Source organism: Flavipsychrobacter stenotrophus (assembly GCF_002954265.1).
In the GTDB taxonomy this organism is placed as follows: Bacteria; Bacteroidota; Bacteroidia; order Chitinophagales; family Chitinophagaceae; genus Flavipsychrobacter; species Flavipsychrobacter stenotrophus.
On the sequence record NZ_PPSL01000002.1, the window covers coordinates 364,729 to 378,389 of the forward strand.

Annotated in this window: 10 protein-coding genes; 6 read left to right on the forward strand and 4 right to left on the reverse strand. The window is 44.6% G+C overall.

What is annotated here, in order from left to right; translation table 11 throughout:
* The first annotated feature begins 147 nt into the window (after positions 1 to 147).
* Positions 148 to 2,226, forward strand: a complete 2,079-nt coding sequence (locus CJD36_RS06645; RefSeq protein ID WP_262497505.1) for a S46 family peptidase — start codon at positions 148 to 150, stop codon at positions 2,224 to 2,226.
* Between the two features lie 632 nt (positions 2,227 to 2,858).
* Here the strand turns inward: CJD36_RS06645 and groL are convergent.
* Together groL and CJD36_RS06655 are read right to left on the reverse strand one after the other, a co-directional pair.
* Positions 2,859 to 4,496 (reverse strand): chaperonin GroEL, encoded by a 1,638-nt coding sequence (gene groL, locus CJD36_RS06650; RefSeq protein ID WP_105038355.1) that lies wholly within the window; start codon positions 4,494 to 4,496, stop codon positions 2,859 to 2,861.
* A gap of 118 nt (positions 4,497 to 4,614) precedes the next feature.
* Complete coding sequence (locus CJD36_RS06655) at positions 4,615 to 4,896, reverse strand: co-chaperone GroES (RefSeq protein ID WP_105038356.1); 282 nt, start codon at positions 4,894 to 4,896, stop codon at positions 4,615 to 4,617.
* 508 nt (positions 4,897 to 5,404) lie between these two features.
* Between CJD36_RS06655 and CJD36_RS06660 the strand changes: the two genes are divergently transcribed.
* Entirely contained in the window at positions 5,405 to 5,596 is a 192-nt protein-coding gene (locus CJD36_RS06660) for a cold-shock protein (RefSeq protein ID WP_105038357.1), read from the forward strand.
* Between the two features lie 244 nt (positions 5,597 to 5,840).
* On the opposite strand, the gene CJD36_RS06665 is transcribed toward CJD36_RS06660, so the two are convergent.
* Positions 5,841 to 6,653 carry a DUF4846 domain-containing protein gene (locus tag CJD36_RS06665; RefSeq protein ID WP_105038358.1) on the reverse strand — a complete coding sequence of 271 codons (813 nt, stop codon included), beginning with the start codon at positions 6,651 to 6,653 and terminating at the stop codon, positions 5,841 to 5,843.
* Positions 6,654 to 7,255: 602 nt separating this feature from the next.
* On the opposite strand from CJD36_RS06665, the gene CJD36_RS06670 reads away from it, so the two are divergent.
* The 4 genes from CJD36_RS06670 to CJD36_RS06685 all read left to right on the forward strand — a co-directional run bounded on the left by CJD36_RS06670 (position 7,256) and on the right by CJD36_RS06685 (position 12,567).
* Positions 7,256 to 8,149, forward strand: a complete 894-nt coding sequence (locus CJD36_RS06670; RefSeq protein WP_105038359.1) for a terminase gpP N-terminus-related DNA-binding protein — start codon at positions 7,256 to 7,258, stop codon at positions 8,147 to 8,149.
* 803 nt (positions 8,150 to 8,952) lie between these two features.
* Positions 8,953 to 9,579 carry a 4'-phosphopantetheinyl transferase family protein gene (locus tag CJD36_RS06675; RefSeq protein ID WP_161499231.1) on the forward strand — a complete coding sequence of 209 codons (627 nt, stop codon included), beginning with the start codon at positions 8,953 to 8,955 and terminating at the stop codon, positions 9,577 to 9,579.
* A gap of 100 nt (positions 9,580 to 9,679) precedes the next feature.
* Entirely contained in the window at positions 9,680 to 11,872 is a 2,193-nt protein-coding gene (locus tag CJD36_RS06680; RefSeq protein WP_105038361.1) for a glutamine synthetase III family protein, read from the forward strand.
* Positions 11,873 to 11,973: 101 nt separating this feature from the next.
* Entirely contained in the window at positions 11,974 to 12,567 is a 594-nt protein-coding gene (locus CJD36_RS06685) for an SNARE-associated domain-containing protein (RefSeq protein ID WP_105038362.1), read from the forward strand.
* A gap of 212 nt (positions 12,568 to 12,779) precedes the next feature.
* Here CJD36_RS06685 and CJD36_RS06690 read toward each other — a convergent pair whose 3' ends face one another.
* Positions 12,780 to 13,499, reverse strand: a complete 720-nt coding sequence (locus tag CJD36_RS06690; RefSeq protein ID WP_105038363.1) for an SPOR domain-containing protein — start codon at positions 13,497 to 13,499, stop codon at positions 12,780 to 12,782.
* Between the last annotated feature and the right edge of the window lie 162 nt (positions 13,500 to 13,661).

Consider the following 13,661-nt stretch of genomic DNA (forward strand, 5'->3'; position numbering starts at 1 on the left):
AGACTTTTGTCGCAAAATTGTACATTTATTTCGGTAAATCAAAGCAAGTATATGTTTGAAAGTAAAAGATTAAGGTTAGCATTAGGTTTTATTTGTATTTTAAATATCACTCTTTGTGCCTTTTTTGAGGCCGGAGCCAAAGAAGGCATGTGGATACCTTCGACTATAAAAAAACATGAGAACCAGATGAAGGCTCTCGGCCTGGAGATTCCGGTAGAAATGATCTATAATGATGGTGGCACCGGTCTTAACAATGCAGTGGTGCTCTTTGGCAAGGGCTGCACCGGAGAAATAATTTCGTCAAAAGGTCTTGTACTCACTAACCACCATTGCGGATACGGCACCGTACAGGGACTCACCAGTCTGGAAAAAGATTACTTCGCAACCGGTTTTTTTGCCAAAAGTATAAAGGAAGAGATTCCTTGCCCCGGCCTTACAGTCACATTTATCCGTCGTATAGAAAATGTCACGTCTAAGATCACTACAGGCATTTCAGATACCCTCCGCGATGCAATTAGAGACACACTCATTGCCAACCGCATTAAAGTAGTGGAGAAAGATTACGCCAAAATCACCGGCATGGATGCCACGATAAAATCATACTTCGAAGGCAACCAGTACTGGATAGCAATAACTGAAACATATAAAGATATACGCCTTACAGCTTTCCCACCCAATGGCATCGGCACATTCGGCGGCGATGACGAGAACTGGGTTTGGCCACGCCACACCGGTGATTTCAGCGTATTCCGCGTATATGCAGGTGCCGACAATAAACCCGCTCCTTATGCGGCAGGCAACAAACCTTACGATGCCTCCCAGTTTTTCAATATCAGCCTGAAAGGCTATAAAGAAGGCGACTTCAGCATGGTCTATGGCTTCCCGGGCACCACTATGGAGTACATTTCTTCAGGCGAACTGAACCAGGTATATTCGATCATCGACCCTATCAGCATAGAAGCAAGAACCCGCAGGCTCGATGTATGGACAGAACACATGACCGAGCATAGGGACGTGTTCCTGAAGTACACTTCTAAACGCGCCGGCGTAGCCAATGGCTGGAAAAAATGGCAGGGCGAAATTGAAGGACTGAGAGTAAATAATGCCATCGAAAAGAAAGAATTATATGAGAAGGGATTCCAGCAATGGGCAATGAATACAGCCACCGACCCATATGTAAAAACGCTCCTCCCTCAACTAAAAACCGAGGTAGACAATATAGACGGTGTCCTGTTTCATGAGCAGCACATAAAGGAAGAACTATTGGCCATAGAGCTGATAGCCACGGGTGCAGCAATGGAAAAAATGCAGGCATGTTTCCGGGCAAAATTCACACAGGCCCAACTCACCGACACCCTGCAGAAACTCACCAAAGCGCTCGATGGTTTCTACAAGAATTACGACATGGAAACAGACAAAGATCTCTTTGCGTCATTGATGCCATTATATGTTAAGAACTGCAAAAAGGAAATGCCGGCTTACTATAAAAAACAATATCACCGCAATCTGCGCAACAGCAACAGATGGGCACGTAAGGTATATAGGTCGTCTATGCTCGCATCTCAGGAAAAGATGATGGCCTTCGCAAACACAGCTAAAGTAAATGACAGCAACAAACTAAAGAATGACCATGCTTACCTGCTTTACACCAGCATTGCAACATTGAGGAAAGAAAAGATAACACCTAAGATAGACGCTTATAGGGCGAAGAAACACTTCCTCAACAGACTGTACATCAATGCGCAGATGAACTACGAAACAGAAAGAGATTTCTACCCCGACGCTAACCTTTCATTACGTGTTATGTTCGGACAAGTGCAGGGCCTTGACCCTGATGGCGATGCTCCCTACTCTTACCAGACAAAGCTTGCAGATGTGGTAGCACTCGATGACTCCAACTCCCTTTCTTTCAAAGTGCCTGCCAAACTTAAAGACCTATACAACAAAAAAGACTTTGGCCGTTGGGCATTAAATGGTGATGTGCCTGTTGCATTCATTGCCTCTAACCACACTTCAGGCGGCAATTCCGGCAGTCCTATACTCAACAGCAAAGGAGAGCTCATAGGCACCAATTTCGATCGTGCATATGAAGGCACAATGAGCGATTATCTGTTTGATCCTAACCGTTGCAGAAACATCTCTGTCGATATCCGCTACACCCTCTTCATCCTCGAAAAGTTTGGCGGTGCCGGCTGGTTAATCGACGAAATGAAAATAGCGAAGTAGGTAGGTTAAGTTCATGTCATTGCCCAGTTAGGTGGCAACCGGTTTGTAGCAAAAAAAGCACCAATTACACAGCGCCCCGTAGGGTCGCAACAATCGTAACAAGGTCTGTTAATAAGGATTATAAACTATACCTTTACTTACCTGAACTTTCATAGTTGATAGGGTTTATGATCTGAACAAAATTTGATAGGGTTCAGGGTTTGCAGATTTTTTAGAAAAGAGCGCTCTTCGACGGCGCTCTTTTTTGTGCCGGGGTTTGTGGGGCTGGTGGTTTTTTAAGCAGTATTTTATGGGTATCCTTACGTAGGGGCAATAGAGGTTATTAACGCTGCAATAGTGCAGCAGTATAGCGTCTTCATAGCTTTTGTCTTTTTGTGTGTTTGACTCTTGTGTAACAATATCTGTGCCAAAAGTTATAACAATGTGAAATTGATAAAATTTCCCCTACCCCATTAAACCTTTTGAAAATCCAGATAAACTCTCCTCCTGAGGCAATAGATTTGACAACTTTCTAAAAAGTTGTCAAATCTGCCACAACCACAAAAAGATAAAGCCCCCGAATCTCGGAGGCTTTATCTTTTATCTGATTTAAGTAAGAAGTAACTTTTTACTTTTCACTTTTAAGTTTTGACTTAGTAATCCATTCCCATTCCGCCGCCTGGCATGCCACCCATTGGTGCAGCAGACTTAGGTTCTGGCTTATCGGCAATTACGCACTCTGTAGTCAGGAGCATACTAGCTATAGAAGCAGCATTTTCCAAAGCTACACGGCTCACCTTAGTAGGATCGATTACACCTGCAGCAAGCATGTTCTCATATACTTCTGTACGTGCATTGAAACCGTAGTCACCCTTGCCTTCGCGTACTTTCTGTATGATAATAGAACCTTCAAGACCTGCATTAGCAACTATCTGGCGCAATGGCTCTTCCAATGCACGGCGAACGATAGCAACACCGGTCTTTTCATCAGCATTGTCTGTGCTTACAGCCATCAATGACTCGATAGCACGGATGTAAGCAACACCACCACCTGGTACAATACCTTCTTCTACCGCAGCGCGTGTAGCATGAAGAGCATCGTCAACACGGTCTTTCTTTTCCTTCATTTCTACTTCACTGGCAGCACCTACATACAATACTGCTACACCACCGCTCAGCTTAGCCAGGCGCTCCTGTAGTTTTTCACGATCGTAATCGCTTGTAGTGTTTTCAATCTGCGTTTTGATCTGGCTGATACGTGCTTCGATATCTTCCTTTACACCCTTACCACCAACTACAGTAGTATTGTCCTTATCGATAGTAATGCTTTCTGCCTGACCAAGGTAAGCTATTGAAGCATTCTCCAGCTTGTAACCCTGCTCTTCGCTGATAACGATACCACCTGTAAGGGCAGCAATGTCCTGCAGCATTTCCTTACGACGATCACCGAAGCCAGGCGCCTTAACAGCTGCGATCTTCAATGAACCACGCAATTTGTTTACCACCAGTGTAGACAGTGCTTCACCATCTACATCTTCAGCAATGATCAACAACGGACGGCCGCTCTGAACAACACTTTCCAGGATAGGCAAAATGTCTTTCAATGTGCTTACCTTCTTATCATAGATAAGGATGTATGGGTTCTGCAATTCTACCTGCATCTTCTCTGTATTAGTTACAAAGTAAGCGCTCAGGTAACCGCGATCGAACTGCATACCTTCTACTACTTCTACAGTAGTTTCAGTACCCTTAGCTTCTTCTACAGTGATAACACCTTCGTTACCCACCTTAGCCATTGCTTGGGCGATCAAAGCACCAATTGCATTATCGTTATTTGCAGATATAGAAGCAACCTGCTCTATCATCTTATTGTCGTTTCCTACTTTCTGAGACTGAGTCTTCAGGTTTTCAACAACAGCAGTTACTGCCTTGTCTATACCACGCTTCAGGTCCATTGGGTTAGCACCTGCTGCTACGTTCTTCAAGCCTTCGCCTATGATAGACTGAGCCAATACGGTAGCGGTAGTTGTACCATCACCCGCCAGATCAGCAGTACGTGAAGCCACTTCCTTCACCATCTGTGCACCCATGTTCTCAATGCTGTCTTCCAGTTCTATTTCCTTAGCTACAGATACACCATCCTTAGTTACTGAAGGTGCACCAAACTTCTTTTCAATAACCACGTTACGGCCTTTAGGACCAAGGGTTACCTTTACTGCATCCGCAAGGATGTCAACACCACGCTTCATTTTGTTGCGTGCTTCAATGTTAAAGAACAATTGCTTTGCCATGATATTTTAAATTTGTCAATTTGTCAATTTGGCAATTAGCCAATTGACGCGTATAAAAAAATGTTGTTTACTTGTTTAATTGCTGTTATCCGAAGGCAACAATTGGCTAATTGCCGAATTAAATTACCGCCAGGATATCGCTTTCACGCATGATCAGGTAGTCAGCACCTTCCAGTGAAATTTCTGTACCTGCATATTTACCATATAAAACGGTATCGCCTGCCTTCACAGTCATTGGTTCATCTTTCTTACCCGGACCAGCAGCAACTACTACACCGCGTTGTGGCTTTTCCTTAGCAGTATCAGGTATAATGATACCACCGGCAGTCTTTTCTTCAGCAGCAGCCGATTTTACAATAACCCTGTCATGAAGGGGAGTAATGTTAACGTTGTTAGCCATTTTTATAAATTTTTATGTTTGTGAACAGTTTTGTACTATCGGTTCATCATCTTTTATGCCAAACGGGTTTCAGCCACTTTTTCGGTCATTTTTGCAGTGCAAGGCCTTTTCATTTTGTCATTTTAAGCCACAGCAAGCCAACTTTGCATATAACAATATGCATTATTGATATTTTGGCAGATAGTTACTTACGCTCATTTACACGATTTTCCGGTTCTTCTTTACCTAATAATAAGGTGGGCAGCTTGCTTGATCAGACGATCTTAAGTACTTGCTCTCAAATCGCTCCGGTATGATCAAAAACAAAATCAAATAAAATCAACAGAGATCATGCTCCTCATCAGCCCGCAAGAAAAAATATATAAGCAACGCCGCTGCAAATAAGGCTTTCAGACATTTCAAGGGTAACTTAGCGCTTTATCATCAAAAAGATTTTTTGAATACCTGATTGTATTTTGGTTTTTTGTTTATATCTTTGGTCTTTATTAATCTTTTTATTTTAAAAACAATGCAAGAAGGTACAGTTAAGTTTTTCAATGAGACAAAGGGTTTTGGTTTCATCACACCATCAAACGGTGGTCCGGACATTTTCGTTCACGTTTCAGGTCTTCATGATGAAATCCGTGAGAACAATAAAGTGTCTTACGAAGTTCAGAATGGCAAAAAAGGTTTGAATGCAGTTAATGTAAGAGTTATCTAATTCTATTCATATCCAACTTTGAAAGCCCTCGGTTTACCGAGGGCTTTTTTTGTGCGGTTAATGCTTCTTATGGGTTGGCATTGTCTCACATCTCATTTTTTCAACTTAACATTATTCTATGGAATACAGCGGCAATAGCGACATTTCAAAAGAACCAGACTACCAACAACCTCATCAGTCTTCAAAGAAGAGTATGAAACTGCGTATTTTCAATTCCTTTAAAGAAAAAACAAGTAAACTCCCCCTAAAATCGCATAAAATGTTCACTTGTAAACACACATTCGGGTGTTCTTATCTCACCTTCTTTCAGTTCATACCACGGACTTAATCCGCTATTCATAGGATTGGCCAGTAGCTGCATTTGCTGCGCCGGCATAAAGCCCTGTGCGAGTAAGTATATTTTATGGCCGCTTTTATCATGTGCCATATCCATCACCAGCTCCACGTGTCCGGGTGTACCACCCCTTACCAACAGGTCACCGGGTCGCACATCCCGCCACCCTATTTTCGTCAATTCCCTGCTCAGCGATAAAGATCCGCAGTAGCTATAGATCACATCCATATAAGTGCCTAGGGTTGCACTATCATCTCTTGCTGCCACACTCTTTACCCATTCCGTTTTATTACCCTTCACCGCTATCCTGTAGCCATGCGCCCATTTACTATATGCTGCCACAAACCCATTAGTGAGTGTAAACCGTATACTGTCTTGCATGCCAACTTTATACAGGTAAGCCGCACGCATGTGCATAGCCACATCGGCACACTGCTGCAGGTCTTTATGCCCAATAGGCATATCAATTACCGCCACATACACATCCGGCTTATCTTTTACGCTTCCATCAAAATAATGCACCTTTTCGCCAGCAGCCAGCAGCGGAACATTCTGCAGATAGGTTGCAAAAGAAGTATCGACTCCTACAATACGCGTATATCCTTCAGGCAGTAGCACGCGCTCTTTTATCGTCCGCCCCAGCGGATTGAGGTAGCTCTTTTGCTGCAACGACTGGCAGGAATGGAGCAGAAAAACCGACAACAACAGCGACGTGTATTTCATAATAACAGTTTGCGGCAATTATAAACTATATTTTGAGGGAAATAGTATCGAGAGTGGGAATATAATTTAGGGGAAAGTCCTGTTTTGTGTAAATTTTTATCGGGCACGGAATCTTGATTATTAATTGATTTTGAATGGGTTATGAAATAGTTGTATGCCCGATTATGCCCGACGAAGTGAGAGCGGGATAAGGAAAACGCCCTATGTGCTGAGCGTATGTCTCTGACGACGCTCGTGCGGTCGCCGGTCTCTGACCGGCATATCGGGCCGGTTCTCTTTGTGGGCGCTGTGTCCATAACATCTACCCAATCACCCCTCATACCTAAAATTTTCTCATGGACGCAAACATTTTTTCATAACTGCGAAAAACTAATACACACCAACCTCACTTTCAAAAATCTACTCTTAGTTATCCACACAAAAAAGTTTTATGGTGGTACGAAAAGCGTACCATCATGGTACGGAAAGTGTACCACCATGACTTTTCATTCCATCCGTTTGTTTCCGGTTGCCCACCTTTACTACCCAAATTTCTGGACAGGAAAATTTCCCCGACCACTTTTTGGTTTTGACTTTTAACTTTTGACTTAATCAATAATCCTGTGGAAGCAAACAACGACAAAAAACAAGCCGCACGCAACCTCTTTCTCCACTCCGACAGAACCCGTGCCGAGATCGCCGACCTCATCGACATTAACACCAAAACACTCTACCTGTGGATCAAACACGGCCGCTGGGAACAAATGAAGACCGCAGCAAGGCAAACACCCGCATCCCTGTTGCAGGATGTGTATGATCACATCGAGGCAGTCAACAATAAAATAAAAGCCCGCGAAGATCGGTGCCCCACCTGGCAGGAAGTAGAAATGCTGCGTAAACTATTCGCATCAACAAAACACATCCAGAAACTCAATATCGGCTCATACATCGAAGCATTTACCGAACTGACCTCCTTTATCAACGACCATGACAGCGAGCTGGGTAAGGCAGTAGTCACCCTAACAGACAAATACATAAAAGGCTTGGTTAGCCCGTTCCACCCCACAGCCTACAAAAACGTAAGTGATGTCAAGGACAACCTCGAAGCCATAGAACAAGAGGAAGAAAAAGACATGGCCGAACTTCAGCGGGAAGAAGTGGCTCTGGCAGATCATGAATCAAACAAAGCGGAAACCAATACAGCCATCATCATCCTGCTTACATCTAACCACGGATCTCAGGCAGACAATAACACACCCGCACAAGCAACACAACCCACACAAGATCTTACTCCCGACACAACAACAAAGTCACACACCCTTTCTTCACTCCCACTCTTAAAATGTACACCATCACTCTTTACCCGTCCTCCACTCACCCACCGCTATTTGGGAATGATTTTTCAGGTAGTCGGCAATCATCGGGCATTCTTTCTTTACATAAACCATTCAAAACCAAACAATAATTCAAATTCTATGCCCGATGAAAATTTTCGCCAAACAGGGCATGATTGGTGAGATCAATTTGACATTTCTCTGAAGGGGCGAGGCACCTGTCGCAACTATCGCGAGAGTTAGCCCCGATCATCTCGGGGCTCTCGTGACGATATGATTTGACGGGTCTCTGACCCTAAGTGTTCGAAAAGAGTAAAACTGCTCGTGATATGTCCCGTAGGGACTACCGGTTTGTAGTAAAACGTAACAAAAAATGGGCATTGCCCCGTCAGGGGCAACCCTTTTCTAAGCACATTAATAACTTTCCTAACACTTCTGGCCTCTGACCCGACACACTACATAAGCAAGAAATTCCGCCCTTATCTTTCGCTCCCCATACCCACTTCGTCGGGCACGATCGGGCATACAACTATTTCATAACCCATTTAAAACCAATCAATAATCAAAATTCCATGCCCGATAAAAATTTGCACCAAACAGGGCATTTCCGCCGTTGTCGGTCTTCTCACCAACAACCATCAGGCCGGTTCTTTTTAGGATAACCCAAAACGGCTTATCACTGGTCGAAGCGTCCCGCTTGCGAAAAAATACGGAAGCGAGACGCTTCCATTAGATAGGACGAAGGGAGACCCTTCGACCAGTGGGAGTAATATCCTAGCTTTTCACCAAGATAGGACCAAAGACGAAGAAGAGCTTAGAGGCGCAAGATTGAGTCTCCACAGCGGATGGACTCAGCGACCCGATACTAGATTGCTTTGTTCCCTGCCGGCAGGCAGGCTCACAAAGACCGGCTAATGTATCAGCTTGTTACTAGCTGGCAATTGAGCCATTACGCAATTCAGCCATTATCAATGTACATTTGTGTTATGCCGCTACTTAAAGAATGGAATATAGGGGATCATGGCCGGGGTGCTATATGGAAGGTGGAGGAAGATGAGGCTTTTTTTGCTGAAAAGACAGGGATAGTGTCTGATATAAAGAATGAGAAGCGTAGGATAGAGCACCTGGCAGGGCGCTATTTGCTCACTCATTTGGAAGAAGAATTTCCGCTGCACACCATTCAAAAGGATGAACATGACAAACCCCGTATACCCGATGACCAGTTTCATTTCTCTATTTCACACTCATGGCCTTATATAGCGGTGGCGGTAGACCCTGTAGACGCTGCAGGTATAGATATACAGACGTGGCACCCAAGGATAGATAACATAAAGCATAAATTTTTGTCGGAAGGAGAGCAGGAGACCATGTGCCACGATCCTAAATACTTTACGCTGGCGTGGTGCGCTAAAGAGGCGGTATATAAGTGGCATGGCCGCAGGGGGATTGACTTTAAAGAACACCTGCCGATCACTTATTTCAGCACTTCGCTAGATATTAATATTTACATGAAATTGAATAAAATGCCGGAAATGGTATTTACAAAAAACTTTATAACTACTGATTTTGCTTGCTCTTACGTGGATCACGCCCAACCCTGGGCAATATACTAATACAATACAATAAATAAACATGTGACATTTTTCAAGAAAAATGTCGAAATATTTCTCCAATTCTGAAATATTTTCTAGATTCGCACAAAATTTAATATCTATGGCGAATTTACGTTTTCAGGCCCTGCAGTCATTGCAGAACGAAGAGAAGATCGTTTCCGGGTACAGTGAGAAGAAGATCACTACCATGTTCGGAAGCAACGTATTTACAGGTCGCGCCATGCGCGAATCACTGAGCGATGAGGCCTATAAGAGCCTTATGAATTCAGCGAAGTCGGGCCAGCGTATCGAGCGCCGCATAGCAGACCAGGTAGCCGTGGGTATGAAAGCCTGGGCCGAAGAGCGTGGTGTTACTCACTTCACGCACTGGTTTCAGCCACTTACCGGTACTACTGCCGAAAAACATGATTCATTTTTTACCATTAAGAGCGATGGCTCTGCGATAGAACTTTTTGACGGCGAAGCGCTGATACAGCAGGAGCCTGATGCATCGAGCTTCCCTAACGGTGGTATCCGTGCTACATTTGAAGCACGTGGTTATACCGCATGGGATCCATCATCACCCGCATTCATAATGGAAGCAGGCTCGGGTAAGACACTTTGCATACCTACTATATTCATTGCTTACAATGGTGAGTCGCTTGACCATAAAGCTCCTTTGCTGAAGTCGATAGCAGCACTGGATAAGGCAGCGGTAGATGTGTGCCATTACTTTGATAAGAACGTAACTAAGGTAACCGCTACCCTGGGATGGGAGCAGGAGTACTTTGTAGTAGATGAGGCACTGGCCAATGCGCGCCCTGACCTTATGATGTGCGGACGTACATTGCTGGGCCATGGTCCTGCAAAGGGTCAGCAGCTGGAGGATCACTACTTCGGTTCTATCCCTGAGCGTGTATATGCCTTCATGCAGGATTTCGAACAGGAGTCTTACAAACTGGGTATTCCATTGCGCACCCGCCACAACGAGGTAGCACCATCACAGTTTGAGTGTGCACCTATGTTTGAAGAAGTGAACATAGCTGTTGACCACAATACATTGCTGATGGACGTAATGACCAAGGTGGCCAAGCGTCATAAGCTGAAGGCGCTGATGCACGAAAAGCCATTTGCAGGTGTGAACGGTAGCGGCAAGCACAATAACTGGAGCCTTGCTACAGATACGGGTGTAAACCTGCTGTCACCAGGCAAGACACCACGTACCAACCTTATGTTCCTTACCTTCTTTGTGAACACTATTAAGGCGGTACATGATCATGCTGATCTGCTGCGCGGTGCTATTGCTTCTGCCAACAATGATCACCGCCTGGGTGCCAATGAAGCGCCACCGGCTATTATATCTGTATACCTGGGTAAGTACCTTACACAGGTGCTGGATGAAGTAGAATCAAGGGTTAAGGAGAAATTCACCGAGCAGGATGAAGTGATCCTGAAGCTGGACATACATAAACAATTGCCTGAGGTATTGATGGACAATACCGACCGTAACCGTACCAGTCCTTTTGCCTTCACAGGTAATAAGTTCGAGTTCCGCGCGGTAGGTTCTTCTGCCAACTGCGGCTCGCCAATGGTGGTGTTGAACACCATTATGACCGATACGCTGAGGAAGTTCAAGAAGGAAGTAGATACGCTGATAGAGAAGGGTGAGAAGAAGGAAATAGCAGTATTGCAGATATTGCGCAGCTATATTACCGAGAGCAAGAAGATCCGTTTTGAAGGGGATAACTACAGTGCTGAGTGGGCTGAAGAAGCTGCCCGCCGCGGGTTGAACAACTTTAAGACAACTCCTGAAGCTCTTGATGCTTATGTTACCGACAAGTCTAAGCAGCTGTTCTTTGACAATGGTATCTTCAGCAAGCGCGAACTGGAAGCCCGCCACGAGATCATGCTGGAAGATTATGTAAAGAAGGTACAGATCGAAGCCCGCATAATAGGCTACCTGGCTACCAACCACATATTGCCTGCTGCCATAGAGTATCAGAACACTATGATCACCAATGTAAAGGGCCTTAAGGAAATAGGACTGGATGAAAGCGGCTACAAAGCGCAGCTGAACCTGGTGAAGGTGATGAGCAACCACATACAGCACATCAATGACAATGTGGAAACGATGATACAGGCCCGCAAGGATGCCAACAACATAGATGATATGCATCACCGCGCATTGGCTTATTGCCACAAGGTGAAGCCTTACTTCGATACCATCCGCTACCATGCAGATAAGCTGGAACTGATAGTTGACGATAAGTTGTGGCCATTACCAAAGTATCGCGAACTGTTGTTCATGAGGTAATAGACATTAATGATACCCCTGCAAAGCCTTCTATTTATAGGGGGCTTTGTTGTTTTAACGAACGTCATCTTTTTTGGCTTAGTTTTTCAATACCTTGCAGTGTGATCTGGCCGTATGTCTATGTGTTTTTTGCTGCGCTACTTGTTGACCTGGTGCCGTTTTTTGGTCCACCGGCATGGATAGTGATGGTATTCTTCCAGATGCGATATCACCTGGATATCTGGATGGTGCTGGTAGTGGGTGTGATCGGATCGACCATTGGCCGCTATACACTGAGTAAATACATTCCTTACTTATCTGACAAGATTATCCTGCCCAAAAAGAATGAAGACATTCACTTTATTGGCGAAAAGCTGGGTAATGCTGGTTGGAAGGTGCCTGCCTTCGTGTTTCTGTATACCTTGATGCCCTTGCCTTCCACACCGCTATTTACGGCCAGTGGAATGGCCCGCGTCAATGCCATAAGAATACTTCCCGCATTCTTTATCGGTAAGTTTACCAGCGATATGGTGATGGTGATGACAGGAGACTACTTTGCTACCAATGCCACAGACATTGCGCATGGCATGCTCACCTGGAAGAGTATTACCGGAAGCCTGCTGGGCGTGATGATCATTGCAGTCTTCCTGTTCATTGACTGGCGGAAGTTGCTACAGGACAAGAAGCTGAGGCTGAATTTCCATGTGTGGAAGTGATGAGTGGCATTTAGTTCGAGGATGTTTGCTTAATCAGACATCCGATACCTTCGGCATCGTTTCAAAATTCCTATTTCATTTTGCTATAGACATCTGACACCTTCGGCGTCATGACATGATGTTAGCGCTTAAACCAATGCCATTGGGTTGCTCTCGCTATTTATGTTGCCCTTTCAGGGCTGGCTAATTTGCTAAGTCAAGGTATTGATCTATTAAGGTAATAGCAGCAATGCAAGTAACCCAAGTACCCAAGCAAAGACATTGGCCGCAGCTATAAATATACCATGCCTGATTGAGCTATCATTGTAAGTGGCAATACGCTTACCGTTGGGCAGTGTGGTGCGCGCTACAAGTATAGACCAAGCAATAGCAGGACTAAACAAGCCCGGGAATAACCATTTTACATTGGGGAATAAAGTAGGTACGTGGTTTTGTTGTTGGATGCCAATCAAGAGAAATGGATACAATGCTAGAACATAGCCGATAATGATGAGAGTGCCACTGGCAGGTTTTCTTTGAGATAATACTGTGAGGCGTTTATCCTGCATCTGCTTCCGTTCCTCACTATTAAATACGACCCCTTTGCTTTTCAGTAAGGCTGTGGCCACGGCATAGTTGTCTGCGCCCCATTCATCGGCTTTGGCAATTACGTCTTTTAGTTCGTCGGTGCTGAGTGCAAGCAGCGGGTGGCCGGGTTCTATTCCTGCAATGTCTATCTCAACGGAGTGCAGCACGTTATTGGCTTTGTCAAAGTCTTCGGGTGCTATGCGCAATACATAATCATCAACATAATCGCCTACCTGCAGGAACACATCGCCACGTTTGGCTTTTTTGGCCACATCGGCTGTGATACCTGCGTTTTGTAGTTTGTCGGCAATGGCTTGCGCGTCGGCCTGGTTGGAGAATGATTGAAAGTTGATGAGGTTGTTCATAGCGTGTGTTGTATGATGGTTTGTATTTATAATTAGGTGGTGGAATTGCTTAAACAGACATGCGATACCTTCGGCAGCGATCCCAGTTATTCTGGGGTTTTACTATAGACATGTGATACCTTCGGCATCATTACGTGGAATTTATCTCTAACAAATAACATT

What these genes read in the sequence shown, in the direction of transcription:
- groL (WP_105038355.1), bottom strand. Translation starts at nt 4,496, where the DNA reads ATGGCAAAGCAATTGTTCTTTAACATTGAAGCACGCAACAAAATGAAG.
- CJD36_RS06665 (WP_105038358.1), bottom strand. Translation starts at nt 6,653, where the DNA reads ATGAAATACACGTCGCTGTTGTTGTCGGTTTTTCTGCTCCATTCCTGC.
- CJD36_RS06680 (WP_105038361.1), top strand. Translation starts at nt 9,680, where the DNA reads ATGGCGAATTTACGTTTTCAGGCCCTGCAGTCATTGCAGAACGAAGAG.
- CJD36_RS06645 (WP_262497505.1), top strand. Translation starts at nt 148, where the DNA reads ATGTGGATACCTTCGACTATAAAAAAACATGAGAACCAGATGAAGGCT.
- CJD36_RS06690 (WP_105038363.1), bottom strand. Translation starts at nt 13,499, where the DNA reads ATGAACAACCTCATCAACTTTCAATCATTCTCCAACCAGGCCGACGCG.
- CJD36_RS06675 (WP_161499231.1), top strand. Translation starts at nt 8,953, where the DNA reads ATGCCGCTACTTAAAGAATGGAATATAGGGGATCATGGCCGGGGTGCT.
- CJD36_RS06660 (WP_105038357.1), top strand. Translation starts at nt 5,405, where the DNA reads ATGCAAGAAGGTACAGTTAAGTTTTTCAATGAGACAAAGGGTTTTGGT.
- CJD36_RS06655 (WP_105038356.1), bottom strand. Translation starts at nt 4,896, where the DNA reads ATGGCTAACAACGTTAACATTACTCCCCTTCATGACAGGGTTATTGTA.